Raw genomic sequence first — 23,447 nt, forward strand, 5'->3', positions numbered from 1 at the left:
CTGCGGCGGGGAACCGGCCGGCGGACCGTCAGCCGGGCGCGGCAGCGGGGCCTTCGAGGAGGCCCGGGAAGGGCGGTCCCGGGAGGGGCGGGTGGCCGCTCGCCGTCCTCGACGCCCTCCGGCACGTTCCGGCGCGTTCCGGCGCGTTCCGCGGCACACGGCCCGGGGCCGGGCCGGTCGCGCGATCAGCCGCCGGAAGCGCCCCGCGGCGGCCGGTTCGCCTCCCCCTCCCCGGGGCTCTCCGGGTGGGTCCCGGGGCGGCCCGCGGGGTGGGCGAGCGGGGTGGGGGACAGATTGGTGCTCTCCTCCCCCGCCTCCAGCAGGGTGTCCGCGGCGCCCACGATCAGCGGGTCCGGTTCGCCCAGGACCTGCTCGTCCTTCCTCGCGTAGTCGAAGCGCCACAGCAGGCTGCGCATCGCCTCCAGGCGGCCGCGCCGCTTGTCGTTGTTCTTGACGACCGTCCACGGGGCGTGGGGCGTGTCGGTGGCGCGGAACATCTCGACCTTGGCGGTGGTGTAGTCGTCCCACCGGTCCAGCGATTCGAGGTCCACGGGCGAGAGCTTCCACTGCCGCACCGGATCCACCTGCCGGATCGCGAACCGGGTGCGCTGCTCGGCCCGGGAGACGGAGAACCAGAACTTCACGAGGAGGACGCCGTCCTCGACGAGCATCCGCTCGAAGACCGGGCACTGTCTCAGGAACAGCTCGTACTGCTCCTGGGTGCAGAAGCCCATGACGCGCTCGACACCGGCCCGGTTGTACCAGGACCGGTCGAAGAAGACGATCTCGCCGGCCGCCGGCAGGTGCGCCACGTACCGCTGGAAGTACCACTGGGTGGCTTCCTTCTCGGTGGGCTTGTCCAGCGCGACCACGCGGGCGCCGCGGGGGTTGAGCCGCTCCATGAACCGCTGGATGGTCCCGCCCTTGCCCGCCGCGTCACGCCCTTCGCAGAGGACCACGAGACGTTGCCCGGTGTCCTTCACCCACCGCTGGAGCTTCAGCATCTCGATCTGCAGGACGCGCTTGCGCCGCTCGTAGTCGCCGCGCCGGATCTTCGCCCCGTACGGGTAGTTCTCCCGCCAGGTCTCGATGGCCGCGCCGGACCCGTCCAGCAGGATGGGCTGCTCCGGCCTGCTGGTGTCGACGGTCAGTCCGTCGAGCAGTTCTTCCGACCGCTCCTGGTCCTTCTCACTGTCGTTCACACTCCCCACCTTCCCCGGATCGCCGCAGTCTCTCCGGCGGGACGTGCCGGTGGCCGCGTCCGCTCCCACTCGGCCCCGGGTGCGCCGGTGCCGGGCCGGCCCGGGGTCGGTCGCAGGACCGGCGGCGTGCGCGTCCGCTTCTCCGGCGTCCCCGTGGTCCGGGGGGCCGCCGTCCCGGAGGACGGGGGTGCACCCGGTCGGGTGCTCGCGGCCCGCCCCGGCGGCATCCCGGCCTTCGGCCCCGGCACCGGGCGCGGCGCCTCCGGGGACGTCCTGCGGCGCTCCCGGCGGGAGGTGCCTCCCGGTGGGGGCGCCCGTACCCCGCCGGGTGCCTGCCACCGGCTCGTCCTCTCCTTCGACGGCGACGGCGGGGGCGGGCAGGATCGAGGAGGTCGGTACGGTGCGCGTCGGCCCGGCCCGGCCCCTGGGACCGGCCCACGGCCCCGTCCGGCCCGGGGAGCGGCGGCCGCCGGAGGCCGGGCGGTCTCGTCCTCGCGGACGGACGGCCCGGAGGGTTCACCCGGCCGTGTCCGTGGGGGCGCCGGAGGTCCGGAGGTCCGCTCGCCGGTCCTCAGCGCCGTCCCGCCGCCCTCCTCCTGCCCCGCTCGCCCCGGCGTCGTCCAGCCGGGTCCCCCGCCACCGCCCTTTCGCGTACGCGTCCGGAACGCCCGGTCCGTACGCCGTGGCGGTCGGGGCCCCGCCGGAAGGGCGGCCTGCCCCACGGCCGCGGGCGTCGCCGGTGCGGGCACCGCCGGTGCGTGCGTGCCGGTGCGCGCCCGTCGGCGGTGGCACCAGCGGCCTAGTGGGTCGCCTGCGGGCGGTAGTGCTGGCCGCCGAGCGGGGGGTGCGGGCTCAGCGCGATCAGTCGCCCGAGGTCCCTCTGTATGCGTTCGGCCTCGCCGCGCACCGCCTGCGGGACATCACCCCTCTCCTCGACGAGCCGGCTGTAGATCGGGGTCTCCTGGAACACGAGCTGACTCCGCTTCCTGTAGCGCCTCTACCGCTGCCACGGGCGGGCCCGCCCCCGGCATGTCTGTCGGCAGCTTAAAGGGAAGCTGTGACAGCGGGTAACGGAACGAGAGGTAACGCACACCGTCCGGCGTCCGGTACGAGCCCGCCGGGACGGGCCGGTCACCGGCACCGTCGCGACGGGCGGTGTCGGTGACCGGTGCCCCGGGGGACCCGTGTCCGCGCTACGCCTTCGCGGACACGGCGGCGGCCAGGGCGGTCAGGAAGGCGTTCCGGTCGTGCGTGGCGATGGACAGCTCCTCGCCGCCCCGTGTGGTGAGGACCGCGGTGCCCATCCCCATGGGGACGCCCCAGCCGCCGCCGACCAGGCGGGGCGCGCCCCGGTCCGCCGCGCGCAGCCCGGGTACGGGCGCGTCGACGGCCTGGGCGGAGGCGGCGTAGCGGGCCACCGTGCCGGGTTCCTGCTCCCGCAGTGCGGCGTGGACGGAGGCGGGGTCGATGTCGGCGAGGGCGAGCCGCTCGCGGCCGACGCGCAGGACGCCCTGGTCCGGGTCGATGACGATGCGGTGGTAGACGGCCTTCGAGATCGGCACGGCGACGCAGGGCAGGAGCACCAGGAGGAAGGCGGCGGAGACGGCCAGCCACACCCCCGTGTCCTCGGGGATCGCGTCGACGCCCAGCTTCACGACCATGGCGAGGTAGACGCAGACGCAGGCGATCGTCCAGGTCTTGGGGAGTCGTTCTCGGTACACGTGACGCCTTCCGGGCTCGACGGGGACGGACGTTGTCCGCGGGGGCACGGAGGTGACCTTATGCGCAGCGCGGACGGCACCGCACCGAAGGGCCCGCGCACCGCCGGGCGGACGGGGACGAATCCGGTCACGGTGATCCGGCCGTACGTCCCGGCCGCCTCGTCCGTCTCGTCCGGCCGGGGCGCGTCCGCCGCCCCGCACCCGCTCCGCGGACCGCTCCGACCGTGGAAGGCAACCCTTGTCCAGCCACGGGCTTCCCGCCCGCGCCCGCCTCGCGGACCGCTCTCACCTGGGGCGGGACGCCTCCAGGGTGCGGGCGACCCTGGGGCCCAGCCAGTGCTTGAGCCTGCGCAGCGGCTCCAGCCGGTGGGCGGCCCGGTCGATCCGGTGGTAGAGCCGCGGCGGGACGTGCGGGAGGAGCGGGGAGTGCCGCTGTCCCAGGAGGGCGAACATCTGCGGCGGTGGCAGGCGGGCGTAGCGGGGCAGGTTCTCGTACCACTGTGCGCTGTAGCGGGCCGCGCTCTGCAGGGGGAGCAGGGCGGTGGTGCGTTCGCGTTCGTAGCGGGTGAGCGCGTCGCGCAGGACGGGGGTCGTGTGCAGCGCGTCGGCGAGTGCCATGGCGTCTTCGAGGGCGAGGGTCGTGCCGGCGCCGATGGAGTAGTGGGTGGTGTGGGCGGCGTCCCCGATCAGGACGAGGTTGTCGCGGAACCACGTGCGGTTGGTCAGGGTGCGGAACGACAGCCACGGGGCGCGGCCGTCCTCCTGCGGCCGCCCGATCAGCCGGTGGCCGCCCAGCGGTTCCGCGAAGAGGTCCTGGAGCCTGGCCAGGCACTCGGCGTGGCGCATCCGGTCGAGGCCCAGGGCCTGCCACGTCCGCGGGGAGCACTCGACGACGCAGGTGCTGCGGTCCGGGCCGTAGGGATAGGCGTAGCACCAGATCCAGCCGTGCGGGGTGTTGGTGAAGGCGAAGGTGAAGGTGTCGAAGACCTTGGTCGTGCCGAGCCAGACGTACTTGTTGCGGCCGGCGGTGTCCTTGGTGCCGAAGTGGTGTGCGTGGCGGTCGCGCAGGGCGCTGTGGACGCCGTCGCCGGCGACGACCAGGTCCGCGTCGGGCAGGCCGCGGGCGCTGTCGACCTCGTGGGCGAACACGAGGCGCACGCCCAGTTCCTCGGCGCGGCGGGCGAGGACGTCGAGCAGCCGGTGGCGGCCGATGCCGAAGCCCTGATCACCGGGGCGGGTCGTCGTCGTACCGCGGATGTGCGCGGTGCCGCCGCTCCAGCGGACCGAGTCCGCGCTGATGGCGTGCGCGGACGGGGGGTCGCAGGCGTAGAGCTTCTCCAGCAGCCCGCCCCAGTACGTGACGCCCCAGCCGTACGTCGAGCCGGCGGGGTCGCGTTCGTGGACGGTGACGTCGTGGCCCGGGTCCCGCCGCTTGAGCAGGATCGACAGGTACAGCCCGGCGGGCCCGCCGCCGACACAGACGACCTTCACGTACGCACTCCCCTGCCGCCCACGACGCGTCGCGTTTCGCGGGGAAAAGTAGCATCCGCCCGACTTGGGGACGCGTCGACACGGCGGCCCCGCCAGGGCGGACGGGTCCGCGTCGGCGCGTCCCGCCCGCCCGCGGCCGGTGGGCCGGGCGCGCTCCGCCGGTGGTTCCCGGGGCGCGTCCGGCCCCGCGCGGGAGGGTCACGCGGTGGACGCGATCCAGCCGACGGTCTCCTGGGCGTGGACGCCGTCGCTCCTGACGCCGGTTCCGTGGAGCTCCTTCAGCCGGGCGGGGAAGCCGATCCGTACGGCCGCCCCGGTGGCCGGTGACCGGCCGCCTCCGCGTCACGCCGTCCGCGGGGGCTCGGCCGGGGCGATGGTGAAGTCGAAGTCCCGCAGCGAGCACGCCGCCAGGGGGCGCAGTCCCACCAGGTAGCCGAGCGGGGCGTCCGGGGTGGTGCGCAGGCGCGTCCGGGTGAGCCAGACCGCCCCCGAGAGGCGGAGCGGCACCTCGCACGGCTGCCGGCGGTCCAGGGCGGGCTGGAACAGGCGGGCGCGGAGGGGCAGCCTGCCGGGGAGGCGCAGGAGCGGGTGGTGCAGCGCCGTCACCGCCGGGGGCTCCGGGCTCTTCCGGGGGTGCGCCGGGGTCCGGTCCGTGAGCAGTGCCGTGCTCAGCAGGGCCGGGGCCGGCTCGTCGAAGGCGAAGGCCGCCGGGCGCTTGGGGATGCCCCACAGGGCCCGGCCCCCCGCCAGTGACCGGGGGTCGTCCACCCACGCCTCCACCGCGCAGGCCCCGACGGACAGGCCGCGACGGACGGCGAGGGCCACCAGCAGCTCGCGGTAGACGAGCGTGCCGCCGGGCCGGTAGTCGACCCAGAACGTCACCACGCCGCACCGCCGTCCGAGCCTCAGCGCGCGGACGCCCGCCGGCAGGGGCCAGCGCGGGAGGCGGTGCTCGCCCACCCACCACAGGGCGGCGTGCAGGGTGCCGCTCAGGCGCCAAGGGGGTGGCGGGTAGCTCTCGGTCACCCCTTCCGCCTTCCCCGTGGGCGCGCGGGCGCACCCACCTGTTAACGTCGCTTTGACGAGAAGTGGGTGCCGGGCTCGGGAGGTGGCGGGCGTGTCCGAGGACGAGCAGGTCCGGGTGCGGCGGTGCCTGGAGGGGCGGCTGGCGGAACTGGGGCGGCTCGCCGGGCTCTCCGACCGGCAGGTGCCGGGGTTCGGGTTCCGTGACGGCGCGTACCCGTTCATCGAGGTCGGCGGGGACGGGGAGCTGCGCTACCTCGCCTACGAGCGCGGCCGGAAGATCCTGGAGCTCGTCACCCGCGACCCCGAGGAGTTGCTGTACTGGGCGTTCAGAGACTCCACCTTCGAGGCGGCCGGCGTCTGGGCGCGCCGGCACCCCCGCGAGGGCGAGCCCTTCCGGGTGACGCTGTGGCGGCGGCAGTTCTCCCTGCTGCACGTCCTCCGCCCCGCGTGGGCGCGGCGCCGCCGGGAGGAACTCGTCGCCTCGCTCCGCGACCCGGAACACGTCCGCCTCGTCCCCGCGCTGCCCCCACCGCCCCTGGAGTAGGGGGCGCGTGCCCGAGCCGCCGGGCCCGTCGGCCGTCGCCCTCCGGAGGAGCGCCGGGGCCGTACCGCTGCGACCGGTGTTCTCCCGGACGGTCCGGCAGGCCGGGCGGGCGCCCGGCGGGCGTCGTCGGCGGCCTCCTCCCGCGCTTCCGCCCCGTGGTCGCCGCGGGGGCGGGCGGGCGCGTACGGGGAGGGCGGCCATGTCGCCGCTCTCGACGGCGGGGGGTCGGAAGCCGTAGGCGCCCTCATCCCCGGGCGTACGGCCGTCCCGCCCCGGAGGGCGTCGGCGCGGACCCGCGCCACCGGCCCCTGCCGGACCGGACCGGGCCGTGGGGCACGGCCGCCGCCGGGCGCGTCGGCTCCGCGGGCGTACCCGGCCGGTCGTACGCGCCCTGGTTGTCGGCGGTGGGGGCGCGTACGTTCGGGCCATGGCTGACGAAGGGTTCGGGAATCCGCGGCTCGCTTCGCTCTACGACCCGCTCGATCCCGATCGGAGCGACCTCGACGCGTACGTCCGCATGACCGAGGAGTTCGGGGTGCGGCGGGTGCTCGACATCGGGTGCGGGACCGGGGTGTTCGCCCTGCTGCTGGCCGACCGGGGCATCGACGTGGTCGGGGTCGATCCCGCCGTGGCCTCCCTCGACGTGGCGCGGGGGAAGGCGGGCGGCGAGCGGGTGCGGTGGATCCACGGGGACGCGGGCGCGCTCCCCCCGCTGGAGGTGGACATGGCGACCATGACGGCGAACGTCGCTCAGGAGATCACCGACCCGCGGGACTGGCGGGGGACGCTGCGCGGCGCCCGCGAGGCGCTGCGGCCCGGCGGCCGGCTGGTCTTCGAGACGCGGGACCCGGCCCGGCGCGCCTGGGAGGAGTGGAACCGCGACGCTTCGTACGGCGTGACGGAGGTCCCCGGCGTGGGGGCGGTCGAGAGCTGGGTCGAGCTGGTCGACGTGGGGCTGCCGCTGGTGACGTTCCGGTGGACCCACGTGTTCGCGGCGGACGGGGAGGTGATGACGTCGGAGTCGACGCTGCGCTTCCGCGAGCGGGCGGAGGTCGAGGCGGACCTCGTCGCTCAGGGGTTCGTCGTGGAGGAGGTCCGCGACGCCCCGGACCGGCCGGGCCGGGAGTTCGTCTTCGTCGCCCGGCGGCCCGGCGGGCCGATGCCCGACGCGGCCCGACCGGACGACGCGGCCCGACCGGACGATGTGACCTGACCGGACGAGGGGGGACCCGGCGCCCCGGGCCGGGACGGCGCGGCCGGGGTCCCGGCCGGGCGGGGCGCGGTGGACGACGCCGCCCGGCCCGGCGGCCCGGCCGCTCCGCGGCAGCCGGGTGCGCCGGGCCCCCGGCGGGTGTGGCACAGTGTGCCGACCCTTCGCGCCGATACGGCCCCGCCCGTCAGGAGTACCGCCCCGTGAACGCAAAGCGCCGCCGGCTGCTGCTGGCCGCCATCGAACCCCTGCTCGAAGCCGGGGAACGGGTCGAGGTGACGGCCGTCGTGAACCTGAACCCCGTATCGGTGCGCCGCACGGCGGTGTTCGCGGCGGCGTCGGCGCTGATGAGCAGCGGGGCCATGGTGGTGGTCCCGGCCAGGGTCCCCCTGTACCTGGGGATGACCGGCCACCGTCTGTTCCTCTTCGAGGCCGACCCGGTGTTCGCGCGGCCCAAGGGCCTCGTGACGACGATCCCGCGCGCCGGCCTGGTGCGGTCCGAGGTCAAGGAGCGGATCCTGAACTCGTCGTTCGTCGTGTCTTCGCCGGACAGCGACCAGGGCATGCAGATCATCTTCCCGCTGACGTGCCGCAAGGAGCGCGACGCGGTGGCGGCCGCCCTGCCGCTCGCCGCCGGCTGACCGGCACGGCGCGCCGCCGGCCCGTCCGCCCGACCGCGCCGCCCGCCGCACGGTCAACCGCCCGTGCGGCGGGCGGCGCGGGCCGCGCGACGCCGCAGCGCACGCCGCTCCTCCTCGTCGGCGCCGCCCCACACCCCGAAGTCCTGCCCGGACTCCAGCGCCCACCGGAGGCACTGCTCGCGCACCGGGCAGCGTCGGCAGACCCGCTTGGCCTCCTCCGTCTGCATCAGGGCCGGGCTGCTGGTGCCCACGGGGAAGAACAGGTCCGGGTCCTCTTCGCGGCACGCGGCCGACTGTCGCCAGTCCTCCACGGAAGTCTCCTTCGCTCGTCGGTGGGTACGCGGTCCTCCGGTTGCGCACGACCGCGTACCTGATGCGACTGACCGTCACCACGGCATTGAAACGGTCCCGGCCGCTCCGCATGACGAAAGTGCGCGAAAAGGCACATGCCAGCGAGTTGTGCGGTAAAAGGCACCTCCTCTGGCCAAGGGTTTGGAATCGCCGGGACGGTAAAGGCGCTGAGACGAGCCAATTGTCCGCATACGACGGTAGGAGACTCCATGGGCATCATCGCGTGGATCCTCATCGGCCTGCTCGCCGGCATGATCGCCAAAGCCCTGATGCCGGGGCGCGACCCGGGCGGTGTCATCATCACCATGCTCATCGGCGTCGCCGGTGGTCTTCTCGGCGGCTGGCTGGGCAAGGTCCTCTTCGGGGTCGACTCCATCGACGGCTTCTTCGACCTCTCCACCTGGATCGCCGCCATCGTCGGCTCGGTGATCCTGCTCGCCCTGTACCGACTCGTCACCGGCGCCGACCGGTCGCACCGGCACGCCTGACCCGTAGCGCGACGGCGGCGGTCCCACCGGGACCGCCGCCTTCCAGTCCCCCATGTTTGCGACCCCAAGAGGCGGCAACCCGGAGGCGGTCATGGCCAACACAACCGAAACCCTGCGGCTCGCCTGCGAGCAGCTCGCCCAACTCACCGGGCAGGAACCCGAGTCCGTGTCGTCCTTCCAGCGCACCGAAGACGGCTGGCGGTTGACCGTCGAGATCGTCGAGGTGTCCCGCATCCCCGACACGACGAGCCTGCTCGCCTCGTACGAGGTGGAGCTCGACGAGGACGGCGGGCTCACCGGGTACCGCCGCGTCCGCCGCTACGAACGCGGCCGGGCCGACGACCAGGCCCACTGATCCGACCGGCCGTTCCGACCCCCGCCGAAAGCCCCGATCCCGACCCCCTCCGCACCACGGACCGACAACGACCATCAAGCAACTGACCGTTCGTCAGAAAGGCGGAAGGACATGACGGTTGACACCCGAACACCCATGGGCGGCTCCGGCGGCAGCAGCGGCCTGTACGACGTCCTGGAACTCGTCCTCGACCGCGGGCTCGTCATCGACGCGTTCGTGCGCGTCTCGCTCGTCGGCATCGAGATCCTCAAGGTCGACGTCCGGGTCGTCGTCGCCAGCGTCGACACGTACCTGCGCTTCGCCGAGGCGTGCAACCGCCTCGACCTGGAGACCGGCCGCAAGGCGCCGGCGCAGCTCACCGACGTCGTCGAGGACATGACCCAGTCCGGTGCCCACGGCAAGACCAAGGGCGCGCTGCAGGGCGCGGCGCAGGCGGTGTCCGAAACCCTCGGCCGGACGTCGTCCCGGCAGCAGAAGAAGGAGGAGCAGGAGAAGTGAGCACGTACGTCTACGGCATCACCCGCAGCTCGCACCCCGCGCTCCCGGAGAAGGCGAACGGCGTGGGCGACCCCCCACGCCCCGTGCGGATCCTCGTCCACGGCGAGCTCGCCGCGCTGGTGAGCGACGCGCCCGAGAACCTGCGACCGAAGCGGCGTGACCTGCTCGCCCACCAGAACGTGCTCGGCGAGGCGGGCGCGAGCGGCACGGTGCTGCCGCTGCGGTTCGGCGGGGTCTCCCCCGACGACGACGCCGTGCTGGCCGCCCTGCGGGAGCGGGAGGCGCACTACCTGGAGCGGCTCAAGAGCCTCGACGGCAAGGTCGAGTACAACGTGAAGGCGGCCCACGACGAGGAGGCCGTGCTGCACCAGGTCCTCGTCGACAACCCGGAGCTGCGGGCGCTGAGCCAGGATCACCGGGCGGTGGGCGGCGGCACGTACGAGCAGAAGCTCGCCCTCGGCGAGCGCGTCGCGGTGGCCGTGAAGCACCGGGAGGCACGGGACGCGGTCCTCGTGCAGGAGGCCCTGGAGGGGGCCGCGGTGGAGTGCCGGCCCGGGCCGGAGGGCACCGGCCGGCTGGCCAACCTGTCGTTCCTCGTCGAGCGGGACCGGGCCGAGGACTTCACCGCCGCGGTGGAGGCGCTGGGCAGGGACCACGGCCACCTCGTGCTGCAGGTGAACGGGCCGCTTCCGCCGTACAGCTTCGTGGAGTAGGCCGTGGGCCTGCTCGGAGAGCTGCTCCTGCTGCCCGCCGCGCCCCTGCGCGGAACCGCCTGGGTGCTGCGGCGGGTGGTGGAGGAGGCGGAACGGCAGCACTACGACCCGGCCGCCGTCCGCCGTGAGCTCGCCCGCCTCACGGAACGGCTGGAGGCCGGGGAGATCGACGAGGAGACGTTCGACCGACTGGAGGACGAGCTCCTCGACCGACTGGAGAAAGGGGTCGACGGCCCATGACGACACCCGGCCGCCCGCCCGCCCCGTTCGCGTCCGAGGGCGGGGGCGCGAACCTCGCGGACATCCTGGAACGCGTCCTCGACAAGGGGATCGTGATCGCGGGCGACATCCGCATCAACCTGCTCGACATCGAGCTGCTGACCATCAAGCTGCGGCTCGTCGTCGCCTCGGTGGAACGCGCCCAGGAGATGGGCATCGACTGGTGGCGCCACGACCCGGCGCTCTCCTCGCACGCCCGCCGCGACGCGCTGGCGAGCGAGAACGAGGAGCTGCGGCGGCGCCTCGCGGAACTGGAGGAGCGTACGGCATGACCACCACCCCCACCCCACCCCTGCGGTACGTGTACGCCGTGTGCCGGCCCTTCGACGGCGTCCTGCCGGAGGGCTCCGCCGGGATCACCGGGGAACCGCCCCGGCTGCTGCGCCACGGCGACCTGGTCGCCGTGGTGGACGCGGTCCCCGCCGAGGAGTTCGACGAGGGGCCGCTGCGCGCCCGGCTGGAGGACCTGGACTGGCTGGCCGCCACGGCCCGCTGCCACGACGCCGTCCTGGCGGCGCTCACCGCGGTCACCTCGCCGCTGCCGCTCCGGCTCGCCACGGTGTGCCGCGACGACAGCGGGGTGCGGCGGCTGCTGGACGAGGGGCACGACCGGTTCGTACGGGCCCTGGAGCGGCTCGACGGGCGGGTCGAGTGGGGGGTGAAGGTGTACGCGGAACCCGCCGCGCCCGCCGCGCGGCCCACGCCCCGGGAGGCTCCGGCCGGAGCGGTCGGCGGCCGGGACTACCTGCGCCGGCGGCTGCGGGAGCGCAACGGCCGGGAGGAGGGCCGGCGGCGCGCCGAGGACGTGAGCCGCGCGCTGCACGGCCGGCTCTCCGCGTACGCCGAGGCGGCGGCCCTGCACCCGCCGCAGGACCCGCGGCTCGCCGGCGACACGGGCGGGGTCAACGTCCTGAACGCCGCCTACCTCGTCGCCCGCGAACGCGCCGAGGGCTTCGTCGCCCTCGTGGGCCGGGCGTCCGAGGAGGAGGGCGTACGGGTCGAACTGACCGGGCCGTGGGCGGCGTACTCGTTCGCCGGGATCGCGGAGGAGGACGCGGCGTGACCGTGGAGCACCGCAGGATCGCCCTCGTCGACCTGCTGGACCGGCTGCTCGCCGGCGGGGTCGTCCTCACCGGCGACCTGACGCTCAGCATCGCCGACGTCGACCTCGTACGGGTCGACCTGAAGGCGCTGATCAGCGCGGTCAGCGACGAGATGCCCGTGCCGTGGGAGCAGCCGGCATGAACGAACCGCGCCGCCGGGTGGAACTGGACCCCGACTCCGTCGAACGGGACCTCGCCCGTCTCGTCCTCACCGTGATCGAGCTGCTGCGGCAGCTGATGGAGCGCCAGGCGCTGCGCCGGGTGGAGGGCGGGGAGCTGACGGAGGACCAGGAGGAGCGGATCGGCATGACGCTGATGCTGCTGGAGGACCGCATGGAGGTCCTGCGGACCCGGTTCGGGCTGGAGCCGGAGGACCTGAACATCGACCTGGGACCGCTCGGCCCGCTGCTGTGACCCGCGGGACGGATCGGGTACCCGGGCCGGAGACCGCCCCCGCGCACCGGGGCGCGGTGCCGGAACGTACGAGGGAGACGACTCATGGATCACTCTCGGGTGCCCGTCCTCGAAGCGCTGGAGGAGTTCAGGCGGCGCGGGGACGTCGTGTACGGCCCGCCGGGGCACAAGCAGGGCCTCGGGGTCGATCCCAGGGTGCTGGAGGTCCTCGGGGAGGACCTGTTCCGGGCGGACGTGCTGTCGCTGAACGGCCTGGACGACCGCCGCGAGTCGCAGGGGGTGCTCTCGCAGGCCCAGGAGCTGATGGCGGACGCGGTGGGGGCGGAGCACGCCTTCTTCTCCACGTGCGGCAGCTCGCTCTCGGTGAAGACCGCGATGCTGGCGGTGGCCGGGCCCGGTGAGAAGCTGCTGATCTCCCGCAACGCCCACAAGTCGGTGATCGCCGCGGTGATCGTCAACGGGGTGGAGCCGGTGTGGGTCCACCCGAAGTTCGACGCGGAGCGCCACCTGGCGCACCCGCCGGAGCCGGACGACGTGCGCCGGTCCCTGGAGGCCCACCCGGACGCCAAGGGCATGCTGCTGATCACCCCGACCGACTGGGGGTCGTGCGCGGACATCCGCGGTGTCGCCGAGGTGTGCCACGCGTACGGCGTGCCGCTCATCGTCGACGAGGCGTGGGGCGCCCACCTGCCGTTCCACCCGGAGCTGCCGTCGTGGGGCATGGACGCCGGGGCCGACCTGGTCGTGACGAGCGTGCACAAGATGGGCGGGGCGGTCGAGCAGAGTTCCGTCTTCCACCTCCAGGGCGACCGCGTGTCCCCCGAGGTGCTGCAGCAGCGGGAGGACCTGCTGGGCACGACCAGCTCGTCGTCGCTGGTGTACGCGACGCTCGACGGGTGGCGGCGGCAGATGGTCGAGCAGGGCCACGACCTGCTGGAGACCGCGCTGCGGCGGGCCGGCCGGGTGCGGGAGGCGGTCGCGGGCCTGCCGGGGCTGCGGCTCCTCGACGACGCCGTCGTGCGGGAGGGCCTCACGGCGGAGATCGACCCGCTGAAGATCACCATCGATGTGCGGGAACTGGGCATCAGCGGCATGCAGGCCGCCGAGTGGCTGCGGGCGGAGCGCCACGTCGACGTCGGCGCGTCCGACACGTGCCGGATCAGCGCGATCCTGACGCACGCCGACGACGACCGGACCGAGAACGTGCTGTGCGACGCGCTGCGGGCGCTGGTCGAGAACGCGGACTCCCTCGACCGGCCGCGCCCGGTGCGCCTTCCGAAGCCGGGCGCGCTGGAGCTGGAACAGGCGATGCTGCCCCGTACGGCGTTCTTCGCTCAGGCCGAGCACGTACCGGCGGAGAAGGCCGCGGGCCGGATCGCCGCGGAGATGATCAGCCCCTACCCGCCGGGGGTCCCGGTGGTCGCGCCGGGCGAGGTCATCACGCAGGACGTGGTGGACTACCTGCGCAGCGGGGTCGCCGCGGGGATGCTGGTGCCCGACGCGGCCGACGGGACGCTGGAGACGTTTCGGGTCACCGCCGGGTGAGGGACGCCCGACCCGCTCCGGCCCCGCCGCGGTGGCGGGGCCGACCGCTCCCCGCGGTCACTTCTTGACGCGCGCCGTGCGGTAGAGCTCGGTGGTCAGCCGTCTGAGCTCCTGCACGGACGTGTCGAGCGCGGTGGCGGCGACGGTGCTGTGGTCGGCCCAGACGCACATGGCGACCGGTCTCGTGATGACGGTGCCGTGCACGTCCTGGTACGTGTCCTCGCCCCCGCGGCACCGCATGACCGCCCCCTCGTACCCGTCGAGGCGGACGGGCCGGGGAGGGCCGTCCCACTTCTCGCCCGAGGACTGGAAGGGGGACTGTTCGCCCCGGTCGATCGAGCGGAACATGGCGCGCAGCGCCGCGTCCGGGTCGGGCACGTTCCCCTGGAGCCCGCGGAAGACGAGGTACCGGCTGTGCTCCCCGCCCGGCTCCCCCGCCTCGTAGTCGGCACCCGTGCCGGAGGCCCCGACGACGATGCGGCGCGCGTCGCTCGGGGTGATGCCGATGCCTCCCACCTCGGTCTGTACGAGTTCGCAGTCCGAGTCCGAAGGCATCCCCCCGCACCTCACGCGGCCGACGTACGTGTCCCCGAAGCGCCTCTCCTCCTGGAACGCGCCCACCGACCGGGGCGGGTCCAGCCGGTAGCCCCGGGTCCCGACGTCCTCGGTCAGCACCGGGAGCACCGTGTGGAGGCACGCCGCGAACACGGCGAGCGCCGCCACGCCGACGGCCAGCAGGGCCGGTCTCCGCCGTACGGCGTCCATGGGTCCCCTTTCGTCAGTTCAGGGGGTTCGACCGCCGTGAACCGCGAATGGTTGCCCTGCCCGCCGGGGCGTTCGCCGGTCAGCCCCGGCTGTCGCCGTCCGCGCGGTCCGTCCCGTCCGCCCCTTCCGTCGGGACCGCGCGGTCCTCGGGGTCCTTCTCGACCCCGGCGAGCTGCTCGCCGCCCGCCGTGCCCTCGCCGGGCCGGTAGCCCTCGGCCGTGCTCGCCGTGCCGGGCACGTCGCGGCGGTGTGCCGTGTCCTCCGCGCCCGAGCCCGCGCCGGGCGCCTCGCGGCTCCGCTCGCGGGCGCGGTCGCGTGACGTCTCGTCGTTCATGTCGTCTCCCAGTTCGGCGTGGTGGGAGGCCCGGGTACCCGCCGGCCGGTGGATCTATCTCCCCCGCCCGGCCACGACACGCCCCGGCGGGACGACCGGGCGGGTGGGAGGGGACGACCTACCCTCGACGCCATGACCTGGCTCCGCGCCCTGAAGGCGACCGCCCGCTCGGGTCTCGCGGTGCAGCGGCGGCGGCTGGAGCCGCTCGTGGCGCTGCGCGCCGCCGCCGGGCTGGCGCTGGTGGTGCTGGTGAGCGCCGCCGTGGGCGGTCCGGCGATGGCGGCCAGTTCGGCGTTCGGCGCGTTCCAGGCGGCCATGGCCACGTTCCAGCGCAGTTGGCGGCCGCGGCCGACGCTGGCGCTGGTCTCCGGGCTGACCCTGTCCGTCTCCACGTTCCTGGGCTACGTCTGCGGCGGGCACCTGGCGGTGTTCCTGGTGCTGCTGGCCGTGTGGACGTTCCTCTCGGGCCTGGCGTGGACGGCGGGGCCGACCGTGGGGCTGATCGCCTCGTCCAACGTGGCGATCATGCTGGTCACGGTCACCCTGCCCACGTCGGTCGCGGACGCCGCCGTGCACGCGGCGGTGATCGCGGCGGGCGGGGTGGTCCAGGCCGGGCTGATCGTGCTGTTCCCGGTGCGCCGCTGGGGCCCGCAGCGCGACGCGCTCGCCGACGCGCTGGCGACCGTGGCGGACTACGCCCGGCGGCTGCGCCACGACCCGTACGCCTCGTTCGACCCGGTCCCGCTGATGACGGCCCGCAACGCCGCCGCCGTCACGCCCCGGCAGGCCCGCCGCCGCCCCGGCGAGCTGCACGGCGTCCGGGGGCTGGCCGAGCGGATCCGTCCCGTCCTGGCGTCCCTGGCCGACCCGGCGGTGGGCGCGCCCGCGGAGGGCCCCGGCCGTGACCGCGCGCGGGAGCTGCTGGACGCGGCCGGGGCGGTACTGGACGCCGCCGCCCGGGCGGTCCGGCACGGCGCGCCGCTCGACGTGCCGCCCGGCGCCCTCGCCGCGCTGCGCACCCCGGACACCCCGGCCGTCCTGGGGACGGCGCCCGCCCGGCGGGCCGCCGCCCGGCTCGCCGCGCTCCTGGAGGCGGTGGTGAAGGCGGCGGGGCCCACCGGCCGGCGGGCGGGCCCCGAGGAGCTCCGCGCGCAACCGGGCCTGCTGAGCCTGGTCCCGGTCATCGTGCGGGACGTCCGGGCCGAGGTGCGGTACCGCGACTCGCCGTACCTGCGGCACGCGATCCGGGTGACGGCGGTCGCCACGGCCGGGTACCTCCTCGGGGCGGCGCTGCCGCTGGGGCACGGCTACTGGGCGCCGCTCGCCGCCGTCATGTCGATGCGGCCCGACTTCAGTCAGACGTACGCGCGTTCGGTGGCCCGTTTCGCCGGGACGCTGGTGGGGGTGGCCCTGGCGACGGGCGTGGTGCGGCTGGCCACCCCGGGCGCGTACGCGTCGGCGGCACTCGCCGTCGCCAGCGCCTTCGCGACGTACCTGCTGCTGCGGACCGGGTACACCACCGTGCAGGTGTTCGTCTCCGCGTACGTCGTGTTCCTGCTCGGCATGGCGGGCGCGCAGTGGACCCAGACCGTCCCGGAGCGGGTGGTGCTGACCCTGCTGGGCGGGGTCCTCGCGATGCTGGCCTACGCCCTGTACCCGGCGTGGGAGACGCCCCGGCTGCGCGCCCGGCTGGCCGACTGGCTGGCGGCGGCGGCCCGGTACGGCGCCGAGGTGCTGGAGCGGTACGCCCGGCCGGACCGGCTCGCGACGGGTGCCGTCCGGGAGGCGCTGCTGGACGCCCGCGCCGCCCGGGTCGCCTGGCGGGAGGCGGTGGACCGGGCGGCGCACGAGCCGGTGCGGCACCGGGGGCTGTCGCGGACGGCCACCGACGCGTCGGGGCGGGCGGTCGGCCGGTTCGCGCGGGCCGCGGTGGTGCTGGAGGCGCACCTGCCGGACCCCTCGGCCGCCCCGTCGCCGGGCGCCGCGGCGCTGGCGGAGGCGCTGCGCGGGGCGGCGGAGCGGGGCGCGGCGGACATCAGGGAGCGGCGCGTGCCGCGCTGGGGCGAGGTCCGGGCGGCGCTCGACGCGGCGGAGGCGTCCGCCGACCCCGTCGTGCGGGCGGGGGCGCGCCAGTTGTTGGAGTCCCTGGAGGAGCTGTCGGAGGCACTGGCCGCCGAGTAGCCGCCGCCCGGACGGGACCCGGCGGGCGTCCCCGCTCGCCCCGCCCGCCGCGGGCAGGCCGACGGGCGGCGGGGAGGGGACGGCGGGGCGGACGCGGTGGCGGCGCGGTCACCGGGGGCCGGGTGCGGCCCGGCGGCACCGCGTCCGTCCGCCGGAACGCGCTGCTCCCGGCGCGGTGCGTCACCTCCCGCCGGGCCGGGCCGCGGGGGCCCGGCGGGACGGCACCGGGCCCGGCGGGACGGCACGCACGACGCGGCGCGACGCCCGGGCGGGGGGCCGGGCGTACCCAAGGAGCCGCGGGGCCGGTGGCGGGCCCGCCACGGGGCGGACAGCGACCGGCCGCGACCACGGTGAAGGCGGTCCACGCCCCGGGACGGCCGTTGCGCCACCCGCACGCCTCCGGAGGGGGCCGCGCGTCACCGGTTCGCCCGCCACGGGCGCGCGGCCGGGGGGCGGGGGTGCCACGCTGAGCCGTGAGGGTCCCCCGCCCCGCCCGGGTCCCGCGTCCGCCCCGGGCCCGCCGCGTGACGGAAGGAACCACCGTGATCACCACTGACTTCGTCCCCGGCTCCCCGTGCCGGCTGGACCTCGGTGCGCCCGACACCGGGGCGGCCGCCGGGTCCTACCGGTCCGTCTTCGGCTGGGAGTACCGGCCCGCGGGCCCGGAGGCGGGCGGCTACGGCGTCTTCCGGCTGGACGGCGAGGGGGTCGCCGGGGTCGCGGCGGGCGGCGGCACGGTCCGGACGGGGCCGAAGGACGCGGAGGGCACCGGCCGGTTGGCGCTCTGCGCCGACCCGGCCGGCGCCGGGTTCGTCGTCCTCGCTCCGGCCCGGGGCTGAGGCCGGGAGCGGGGCGGTGCGACGGGCCGGCCCGCTCCCGGAGCCCGGGACCACCGGGCTCCGGGGCCCCGGCAGCGCTTGCCGGGGCCGTCCTCCCGTACGAGGGTGATGGCGATGGACACGCCGCTGCGAACGTTCACCGAGAGCCCGGAGGACCCCTTCTCCCTTCACCGGGCGGCGACGGCCGTCCTCGACGCGCGGGGCACGGTCGTCGGCTGGAGCAAGCTCGCCGAGGACCTGCTCGGCTACCGGACCGAGGACGTCATCGGCCGCCACGCGCTGAGCGCGCTGGTCGACGTGGCGGACCGGGCCGCCGCCTCGGAGGCGATCACGGCGTGCGTCGGGGCGGGCGGCTGGTTCGGGGTGCTGCCGGTGCGCCGGAAGGACGGGCGGACGCTGCGGATGGGTTTTCGCGCGCGGCTCGTCCTGCGGGCCGGGTACCACGAGGAGTGGTTCCTGGCCGGCGCGCCGGCGGACGAGGTGATCCAGTGGGAGACCGACCGGTCGCTGCTCGACGGGATCTTCCGCCGCTGCCCCATCGGGGTCAGCGTGCACGGCCCGGACCTGGGCATCCTGCGGGTCAACCAGGCCGTCGCCCTGTTCGCGGACGCACCCGCCGACGCGCTGCGGGGGGCTCGGCTGGGTGATTTCCTCGTCGCGCCGGACGCGCGGACCGCGGAGCACGGGCTGCGGTCGGTCGTGGAGACCGGCCGCCCCCTGATCTTCACCGAGCAGCCGTGCCGGCTGCTGTCCGATCCGCCGGGCCGGGAGCGGTTCGTGGCCGTGTCGGCCTTCCGGATGCAGGACCCGGCCGGGGAGGTGCTGGGCGTCACCCAGTTCGTGGAGGACGTGACCGACCGGGAGCGGGCCCGGCGGCGGCTCGCCCTGCTGAACGACGCCAGCGAGCGGATCGGCACGACCCTCGACGTCGCCCGTACGGCGCAGGAGCTGGCGCGGGTGGCGGTGCCCGGCCTCGCGGACTGCGTGGCCGTGGACCTGCTGGAACCGGTCGTACGGGGTGGGGAGCCCGAGTCGGACACCTCGGGGCGCCTGCACCGGGCGGCGCTGAGCTGCGTCACGGAGCTGCCGCCGCCGGCCGCGCGCCGCCCCGGCGGCGAGGTGGTGTTCGCTCCGGACCCGTCCCAGGCGCGGTGCCTGCGGGAGCGGCGGCCCCTGCTGGAGACGGGCGGGGCGGGGAGGGCTGAGGGCACCGGGCCGGCGGGGCGGGAGGCGGACGCGCACTCGCTGATGGTGGTGCCGCTGAGCGCCCGCGGGGCCGTGCTGGGCGTGGTGAGCCTGTGGCGCGCGTACCGGCCCGACCCGTTCGAGGAGGACGACCTGACGCTGGCCGCGGAGTTCGCCGCGCGGGCCGCCGTCTCCATCGACAACGCCCGCCGCTACACGCAGCAGCGGACGGCGGCGCTGTCGCTGCAGCGGAGCCTCCTCCCGGCGGACGTGCCGGAGCACCCCGCGGTGCAGGTCGCCCACCGGTACCTGCCGGCGGGCGACGCCACGGAGGTCGGCGGGGACTGGTTCGACGTGATCCCGCTGTCCGGCGCCCGCGTCGCCCTGGTGGTGGGCGACGTGGTCGGGCACGGGGTGCCGGCGGCGGCGACGATGGGGCGGCTGCGCACGGCCGTGCACACCCTGGCCGGGCTCGACCTGGAGCCCGACGAGGTGCTGTCGCAGTTGGACGACCTGGTCGGGCGGATCGCCGGGGAGCAGGAGGCGACGGGTCCGGTGACCGGGGAGCAGATCGTGGGCGCCACGTGTCTGTACGCGGTGTACGACCCGATCTCGCGGCGCTGTTCGCTGGCACGGGCCGGGCATCCGCCCCCCGTGGTGGTCACGCCGGACGGGCGGCCCGAACTCGCCGAACTGCCCGCCGGTCCACCGCTGGGACTGGGCGGTCTGCCGTTCGAGAGCGTCGAGTTCGAGCTGCCGGAGGGCAGTCTGCTCGCCCTCTACACGGACGGGCTCGTCGAGTCGGGCCGGTACGACATCGAAGAGGGGCTCGCGCTGCTGTACGAGGTGCTGGGCGAGCGGGAGAGCGACCTGGACGCCCTGTGCGCGAAGGTGACCCGGACCGTGATGCCCGAGCACCCCACCGACGACGTGGCGGTGCTCCTCGCCCGGACGCGGGTCCTCGCCGACGACAGGGTGGCGACGTGGACGCTGCCGGCCGAGCCGACCGCGGCACAGCGGGCGCGGCGGCTGACGGCGACGCGGCTGGAGGAGTGGGGGCTGGACGACCTGGTGCTCACGACGGAGCTGATCGTCAGCGAACTGGTGACCAACGCCTACCGGTACGCGTCCGGGCCGGTGCAGCTTCGCCTGATCCGGGACTCGGCGCTGATCTGCGAGGTGTCCGACGGCAGTACGACGGCCCCGCACCTGCGGCGGGCCCGCAGCACCGACGAGGGTGGCCGCGGCCTGTTCCTGGTGGCGCAGCTGACCGAGCGCTGGGGCGCCCGGTACACCCGTGACGGCAAGACGGTCTGGACGGAACAGCCGCTGAACGGCACGCCCGGCGACCGGGGTCCGGTCGGGGCGGCCGGGGTGCTGGGGGGATAGGCCGTTGCGGCACCGGCGGCGACCGGGCGCGCGGAGGGCGCGTCCGGAGGTGTGGCCCCCGACGCGAACACCATCGCTGTTCCAGGCGTCCTCCCGGTTCGGTTCCGACGGCCACTGCGGGACCGACGCCGACCCCTGCGCGCCCGGCTTCACCGAGTCCCGGGTGAAGGGGCTGGAGAAGGCGTACGCGCTGAGGAAGGCCGGCGCCCGCGTCACCGCCGCGAACCTGTCGCTCGGCGGCGGACGCCGGACCGCCGCGTGCGCCACCGACACCCGCAAGACGATCATCGGCAACCTGCTCGCGGAGGGCGTCGCCTGCCGGCGGCGGACGCCGGTGACTGCGGAAGGAACGGCGCGGCTGCGGGACTTCGCGGAGCCGGGGCCGGCCGCGCTGAACGCCGGCGGTCCGGCGCGGGCCCGGGGGCTCCGCGCCGGACCGCCGGCGGGCCGTCAGGAGATCCTGCGGCGGCGGGTGGTGAGGAAGCAGGCGGCCGTGATGCCGACCGCGGCCACGCTGGCCAGGGTCTGGGGCAGCACGTTGCGCTCCTGGGCCGTCGTGTCACCGCCGTGGCCGTGGTGGCTGACCGTCGACTTGGACAGGCCCGCCTGGATCTGCTTCTCGGTCGGCGCCTTCGGCGCGGAGGCGACGGCCGCCGCGGAGAACGTGACGTCGGAGCAGCTGTAGAACGCCTCCGGGCTGTCGTTGCGCTGCCAGATCTTGTACAGCAGGTGGCGGCCGGTCCGCTGCGGCAGGGTGCCGTTGAACTCGTACCAGCCGGTCGGCGCCGTCCTCGCGACGTTCGCCACGGCGACCGGGGTCTGGTCGAGGTCCGACCACTTCAGCGGCTTGGTGGGGTCGTATCCCTCCTTGGTGATGTAGACGGTCATCGTGCCGGGGTGCGCGGCGGTGACGCGGTACTTGAAATGCAGCGCGCCCGGGGAGACGGGCGTGGCCGCCCAGTCGGTGCGGGCCCAGTCGAGCGCCTTGTACTTCTCGCGGTTGGCCGAGCAGAGCTTGCCGTCGGGGATCAGCTGGCGGTGCTGCCCGTTGGCGTTGGCGATGTTGACCTCGTTCCAGTCGTAGAGCGGCTGCGTGCCGCTCGTGGCGACGAGGTCCTTGCACACCTGGGTGTCCGGGTTCTCCGGGCCTTCGGCGTAGCAGGTGGCGACGCGGCTGACCGGGCCGTACATGGTGCCGTGCGCCGTCGCCTGCACGGGGGTCAGGACGACGAGCAGGGGTGCCGCGGCGGCTGCCGCCGCTACGCGGGTGGTCTTTCGCAGTGACATGTGGGGGGTCCCTTCCTCAGTGGGGGACTCAAGTCGGGCGGCTCACAAGCAGCTTGGCATTGGACTAGACCAAGTTCAAGGGGTGGGGGGCGACTTCGCGTCCCGCCGCGGCCCGGCCGTCCCGCCGCGGCCCGGCCGTGTCGCCGCACCGGCCGCGTCGTTGCCCAGTGGGGCTGGAAGGCAGCCTCCGTCCGCCTCACGTCAGGAGTGACACATGAGCATCCGTACCGGCACCCGCCTCCTCACGGTCTGCGCCGGCATCGCCGGTGCGGGGATGGTCGCGGCCGTCCCCGCCACGGCCGCCGAGGCGCCGCCCTCGTCGATCAGCACGCCGGTGGCGACCGACCTCAACACGACCGGGCCGCTCGGGTCCCTGACCGGGAGCGAGGCGCAGGACGAGGGCCACCCGGCGGGCCTGCCCGTCGGTGGCGGGCTGCTCGGCGGCCTGCCCACCACCGGGCTCCCGACCGACGGCCTGCCGACCGGCGGCCTGCCGCTGGGAGGCTGACACCGCGCCCCGCGCGGCGCCCGCCCCTCTCCCCCGCCCCGGCCGCGCCGGGAACCGGAGGCCGGCGGGGCGGGCCGGGGGCGGCACGGGGCCGGGCGGCCGGCGGGGAGCGGCGCGGCCGGGGCGGGCCGGGGCGGCCGGGGCGGGTCGGGGCGGCGCGGGGGTGTAGGGGTGGGCCAGGGGTTTCCCTCTTTCCCCGGGCGGGCGCCACGCGCTTCACTTTCGGTCACCCCGCAGGAGAAGCACCTGTTCACTCGCCGTCCGGAAGGGTTTCTCTTGACCGTCACCCCTGCCCGTACGGGCGCCGTCCTGGCGATGGCCTGCGCCGTCGTCGTCGGCGCGGCCGTGCCGTCCTCCGCGATCAACTCGTACCACGCGACGCCGGCGCCCGAGCGCACCGAGGTCGGCGCGCTGGTCGCCACCTGGGACGACGACGGCGACCCCGCGACACCGGACCGGGTCGACTGGGTGTGCTCCGGCACCATGATCGACGCCGACACGTTCCTCACCGCCGCGCACTGCACCGCCGACCGGCCGGAGAACGCGCGGTTCTTCGTCTCCCTCGACCAGGACGTCCAGGGCGCCCTCGACGAGGCGGCCGGGCGCCACCCCGGCGACCCGGCGGCCGTCGCCCGCGACGTCGCCGTCGAGGGCACCGCGCACCACCACCCGCGCTACCCCGGGTCCGCCTCCGACACGTACGACATCGCGGTGGTCGAGCTGCCCGCCGCGCGGGTCGCCGCCCGCTGGTCGTTCACCCCGGCGGCGCTGCCCCGGGCCGGGGCGCTGGGCGCGCTCGGCCCGCGGGGCCTGGAGGAGGCGTCGTTCACCGTCGCCGGGTACGGCACGCAGGAGGCGCGGCGCGGGCCGGGCGGCCACACCCACCCAGGCGGCGGCGTGCGGATGAAGGCGCCCGTGTCGTTCAACGCGCTCAACGCGTCGTGGGTGCGGCTCGGGATGACCGCGCCGCAGGGGAACGGCGGGGCCTGCTACGGCGACTCGGGCGGGCCGAACTTCGCCCGGGTGGACGGGGCGCGGACGCTGGTGGCGACGACGATCACCGGTGACGGCCCGTGCTACGCGACGAATGTGGCCTACCGCCTGGACGCGCCCGGCGCCCGGGCGTTCCTGGACCCGTTCGTGTCCCTCCCGTAGGGGCGGACGGGTGACGCGGGACGGGCCGTCCGTCCCGCGCGCGGCGGGGAACCCGGTCTCCGGTCGTGCAAGGGGAGACCCGGGGACCGGGTTCCCGATCAGAGGGGCCCCTCGTGACCGGAGGGGTCCCGATGGCCGGTGGCGGCGCGGGCCCGGGGAGCGGCGGCTTCTCCGCGCGGTCCCGCGACGGCGCCGGCACCGAGGACGCCCGCGTCCGCTCCGC

General features: G+C 75.7%; 27 protein-coding genes. 18 read left to right on the forward strand and 9 right to left on the reverse strand.

The window, feature by feature from the left end:
* Positions 1-185: 185 nt before the first annotated feature.
* From ppk2 to RND61_RS12595, 5 genes are all read right to left on the reverse strand, one after another.
* Positions 186-1,202: a polyphosphate kinase 2 gene (gene ppk2 / locus RND61_RS12575; protein ID WP_315877975.1), complete on the reverse strand. Its 1,017-nt coding sequence runs from the start codon at positions 1,200-1,202 to the stop codon at positions 186-188.
* A 799-nt stretch (positions 1,203-2,001) separates the two neighbouring features.
* The gene (locus RND61_RS12580) at positions 2,002-2,172 is read right to left on the reverse strand and encodes a hypothetical protein (RefSeq protein WP_315877976.1); all 171 of its coding nucleotides are present in this window, start codon (positions 2,170-2,172) and stop codon (positions 2,002-2,004) included.
* Positions 2,173-2,395: 223 nt separating this feature from the next.
* Positions 2,396-2,923: a hypothetical protein gene (locus tag RND61_RS12585; protein ID WP_315877977.1), complete on the reverse strand. Its 528-nt coding sequence runs from the start codon at positions 2,921-2,923 to the stop codon at positions 2,396-2,398.
* A 285-nt stretch (positions 2,924-3,208) separates the two neighbouring features.
* Positions 3,209-4,414 (reverse strand): FAD-dependent monooxygenase, encoded by a 1,206-nt coding sequence (locus RND61_RS12590; protein ID WP_315877978.1) that lies wholly within the window; start codon positions 4,412-4,414, stop codon positions 3,209-3,211.
* Between the two features lie 342 nt (positions 4,415-4,756).
* The gene (locus RND61_RS12595; protein WP_315877979.1) at positions 4,757-5,440 is read right to left on the reverse strand and encodes an acetoacetate decarboxylase family protein; all 684 of its coding nucleotides are present in this window, start codon (positions 5,438-5,440) and stop codon (positions 4,757-4,759) included.
* Positions 5,441-5,531: 91 nt separating this feature from the next.
* On the opposite strand from RND61_RS12595, the gene RND61_RS12600 reads away from it, so the two are divergent.
* From RND61_RS12600 to RND61_RS12610, 3 genes are all read left to right on the forward strand, one after another.
* On the forward strand, positions 5,532-5,984 hold the full coding sequence (locus tag RND61_RS12600; RefSeq protein WP_315877980.1) for an Imm63 family immunity protein: 453 nt from the start codon (positions 5,532-5,534) through the stop codon (positions 5,982-5,984).
* A gap of 427 nt (positions 5,985-6,411) precedes the next feature.
* Positions 6,412-7,197, forward strand: coding sequence for a class I SAM-dependent methyltransferase (locus RND61_RS12605; RefSeq protein WP_315877981.1), 786 nt, complete (start codon positions 6,412-6,414; stop codon positions 7,195-7,197).
* Between the two features lie 200 nt (positions 7,198-7,397).
* Entirely contained in the window at positions 7,398-7,835 is a 438-nt protein-coding gene (locus tag RND61_RS12610) for a hypothetical protein (protein WP_315877982.1), read from the forward strand.
* Between the two features lie 53 nt (positions 7,836-7,888).
* Here the strand turns inward: RND61_RS12610 and RND61_RS12615 are convergent, their stop codons facing one another.
* Positions 7,889-8,146 carry a WhiB family transcriptional regulator gene (locus RND61_RS12615; RefSeq protein ID WP_315877983.1) on the reverse strand — a complete coding sequence of 86 codons (258 nt, stop codon included), beginning with the start codon at positions 8,144-8,146 and terminating at the stop codon, positions 7,889-7,891.
* A 249-nt stretch (positions 8,147-8,395) separates the two neighbouring features.
* On the opposite strand from RND61_RS12615, the gene RND61_RS12620 reads away from it, so the two are divergent.
* From RND61_RS12620 to RND61_RS12665, 10 genes are all read left to right on the forward strand, one after another.
* Entirely contained in the window at positions 8,396-8,674 is a 279-nt protein-coding gene (locus RND61_RS12620; protein WP_315877984.1) for a GlsB/YeaQ/YmgE family stress response membrane protein, read from the forward strand.
* Positions 8,675-8,726: 52 nt separating this feature from the next.
* Positions 8,727-9,029, forward strand: coding sequence for a gas vesicle protein GvpO (locus tag RND61_RS12625; protein ID WP_391653350.1), 303 nt, complete (start codon positions 8,727-8,729; stop codon positions 9,027-9,029).
* Positions 9,030-9,140: 111 nt separating this feature from the next.
* A complete protein-coding gene (gvpJ, locus tag RND61_RS12630) occupies positions 9,141-9,527 on the forward strand; it encodes a gas vesicle protein GvpJ (protein ID WP_315877986.1) in 387 nt (128 codons plus the stop codon).
* A complete protein-coding gene (locus RND61_RS12635; protein WP_315877987.1) occupies positions 9,524-10,240 on the forward strand; it encodes a GvpL/GvpF family gas vesicle protein in 717 nt (238 codons plus the stop codon). Before gvpJ ends, RND61_RS12635 begins: the two co-directional genes overlap by 4 nt.
* A gap of 3 nt (positions 10,241-10,243) precedes the next feature.
* Positions 10,244-10,480 carry a gas vesicle protein GvpG gene (locus RND61_RS12640; protein ID WP_315877988.1) on the forward strand — a complete coding sequence of 79 codons (237 nt, stop codon included), beginning with the start codon at positions 10,244-10,246 and terminating at the stop codon, positions 10,478-10,480.
* The gene (locus tag RND61_RS12645) at positions 10,477-10,791 is read left to right on the forward strand and encodes a gas vesicle protein (RefSeq protein ID WP_315877989.1); all 315 of its coding nucleotides are present in this window, start codon (positions 10,477-10,479) and stop codon (positions 10,789-10,791) included. The genes RND61_RS12640 and RND61_RS12645 overlap by 4 nt, the downstream gene beginning before the upstream one ends.
* Positions 10,788-11,582, forward strand: coding sequence for a GvpL/GvpF family gas vesicle protein (locus RND61_RS12650; RefSeq protein ID WP_315877990.1), 795 nt, complete (start codon positions 10,788-10,790; stop codon positions 11,580-11,582). The genes RND61_RS12645 and RND61_RS12650 overlap by 4 nt, the downstream gene beginning before the upstream one ends.
* Positions 11,579-11,764: a gas vesicle protein gene (locus RND61_RS12655; RefSeq protein ID WP_315877991.1), complete on the forward strand. Its 186-nt coding sequence runs from the start codon at positions 11,579-11,581 to the stop codon at positions 11,762-11,764. The genes RND61_RS12650 and RND61_RS12655 overlap by 4 nt, the downstream gene beginning before the upstream one ends.
* Entirely contained in the window at positions 11,761-12,036 is a 276-nt protein-coding gene (locus RND61_RS12660) for a gas vesicle protein K (protein ID WP_315877992.1), read from the forward strand. The genes RND61_RS12655 and RND61_RS12660 overlap by 4 nt, the downstream gene beginning before the upstream one ends.
* An 84-nt stretch (positions 12,037-12,120) precedes the next feature.
* A complete protein-coding gene (locus RND61_RS12665) occupies positions 12,121-13,581 on the forward strand; it encodes an aminotransferase class I/II-fold pyridoxal phosphate-dependent enzyme (protein WP_315877993.1) in 1,461 nt (486 codons plus the stop codon).
* Positions 13,582-13,638: 57 nt separating this feature from the next.
* Here the strand turns inward: RND61_RS12665 and RND61_RS12670 are convergent, their stop codons facing one another.
* Positions 13,639-14,346 carry a hypothetical protein gene (locus RND61_RS12670; RefSeq protein WP_315877994.1) on the reverse strand — a complete coding sequence of 236 codons (708 nt, stop codon included), beginning with the start codon at positions 14,344-14,346 and terminating at the stop codon, positions 13,639-13,641.
* Positions 14,347-14,425: 79 nt separating this feature from the next.
* Positions 14,426-14,680 (reverse strand): hypothetical protein, encoded by a 255-nt coding sequence (locus RND61_RS12675; RefSeq protein ID WP_315877995.1) that lies wholly within the window; start codon positions 14,678-14,680, stop codon positions 14,426-14,428.
* Positions 14,681-14,812: 132 nt separating this feature from the next.
* On the opposite strand from RND61_RS12675, the gene RND61_RS12680 reads away from it, so the two are divergent.
* The 3 genes from RND61_RS12680 (at position 14,813) to RND61_RS12690 (ending at position 20,274) form a co-directional block, all read left to right on the forward strand.
* The gene (locus tag RND61_RS12680; RefSeq protein ID WP_315877996.1) at positions 14,813-16,861 is read left to right on the forward strand and encodes an FUSC family protein; all 2,049 of its coding nucleotides are present in this window, start codon (positions 14,813-14,815) and stop codon (positions 16,859-16,861) included.
* 542 nt (positions 16,862-17,403) lie between these two features.
* A complete protein-coding gene (locus RND61_RS12685) occupies positions 17,404-17,700 on the forward strand; it encodes a VOC family protein (protein ID WP_315877997.1) in 297 nt (98 codons plus the stop codon).
* A 114-nt stretch (positions 17,701-17,814) separates the two neighbouring features.
* Positions 17,815-20,274 carry a SpoIIE family protein phosphatase gene (locus RND61_RS12690; protein ID WP_315877998.1) on the forward strand — a complete coding sequence of 820 codons (2,460 nt, stop codon included), beginning with the start codon at positions 17,815-17,817 and terminating at the stop codon, positions 20,272-20,274.
* Positions 20,275-20,724: 450 nt separating this feature from the next.
* Here RND61_RS12690 and RND61_RS12695 read toward each other — a convergent pair whose 3' ends face one another.
* Positions 20,725-21,561: a lytic polysaccharide monooxygenase auxiliary activity family 9 protein gene (locus RND61_RS12695; protein WP_315877999.1), complete on the reverse strand. Its 837-nt coding sequence runs from the start codon at positions 21,559-21,561 to the stop codon at positions 20,725-20,727.
* 214 nt (positions 21,562-21,775) lie between these two features.
* On the opposite strand from RND61_RS12695, the gene RND61_RS12700 reads away from it, so the two are divergent.
* A complete protein-coding gene (locus RND61_RS12700; RefSeq protein WP_315878000.1) occupies positions 21,776-22,069 on the forward strand; it encodes a hypothetical protein in 294 nt (97 codons plus the stop codon).
* Between the two features lie 276 nt (positions 22,070-22,345).
* Positions 22,346-23,224: a trypsin-like serine protease gene (locus RND61_RS12705; protein WP_315878001.1), complete on the forward strand. Its 879-nt coding sequence runs from the start codon at positions 22,346-22,348 to the stop codon at positions 23,222-23,224.
* The last annotated feature ends 223 nt before the right edge of the window (positions 23,225-23,447 follow it).

Source organism: Streptomyces tamarix (assembly GCF_032423885.1).
In the GTDB taxonomy this organism is placed as follows: Bacteria; Actinomycetota; Actinomycetes; order Streptomycetales; family Streptomycetaceae; genus Streptomyces; species Streptomyces tamarix.

Bases quoted from the DNA above. Each gene is read 5' to 3' on its own strand.
- RND61_RS12605 (WP_315877981.1), top strand. From the start codon at position 6,412: ATGGCTGACGAAGGGTTCGGGAATCCGCGGCTCGCTTCGCTCTACGAC.
- RND61_RS12620 (WP_315877984.1), top strand. From the start codon at position 8,396: ATGGGCATCATCGCGTGGATCCTCATCGGCCTGCTCGCCGGCATGATC.
- RND61_RS12625 (WP_391653350.1), top strand. From the start codon at position 8,727: ATGTTTGCGACCCCAAGAGGCGGCAACCCGGAGGCGGTCATGGCCAAC.
- gvpJ (WP_315877986.1), top strand. From the start codon at position 9,141: ATGACGGTTGACACCCGAACACCCATGGGCGGCTCCGGCGGCAGCAGC.
- RND61_RS12645 (WP_315877989.1), top strand. From the start codon at position 10,477: ATGACGACACCCGGCCGCCCGCCCGCCCCGTTCGCGTCCGAGGGCGGG.
- RND61_RS12650 (WP_315877990.1), top strand. From the start codon at position 10,788: ATGACCACCACCCCCACCCCACCCCTGCGGTACGTGTACGCCGTGTGC.
- RND61_RS12660 (WP_315877992.1), top strand. From the start codon at position 11,761: ATGAACGAACCGCGCCGCCGGGTGGAACTGGACCCCGACTCCGTCGAA.
- RND61_RS12665 (WP_315877993.1), top strand. From the start codon at position 12,121: ATGGATCACTCTCGGGTGCCCGTCCTCGAAGCGCTGGAGGAGTTCAGG.
- RND61_RS12670 (WP_315877994.1), bottom strand. From the start codon at position 14,346: ATGGACGCCGTACGGCGGAGACCGGCCCTGCTGGCCGTCGGCGTGGCG.
- RND61_RS12675 (WP_315877995.1), bottom strand. From the start codon at position 14,680: ATGAACGACGAGACGTCACGCGACCGCGCCCGCGAGCGGAGCCGCGAG.
- RND61_RS12680 (WP_315877996.1), top strand. From the start codon at position 14,813: ATGACCTGGCTCCGCGCCCTGAAGGCGACCGCCCGCTCGGGTCTCGCG.
- RND61_RS12690 (WP_315877998.1), top strand. From the start codon at position 17,815: ATGGACACGCCGCTGCGAACGTTCACCGAGAGCCCGGAGGACCCCTTC.
- RND61_RS12695 (WP_315877999.1), bottom strand. From the start codon at position 21,561: ATGTCACTGCGAAAGACCACCCGCGTAGCGGCGGCAGCCGCCGCGGCA.
- RND61_RS12700 (WP_315878000.1), top strand. From the start codon at position 21,776: ATGAGCATCCGTACCGGCACCCGCCTCCTCACGGTCTGCGCCGGCATC.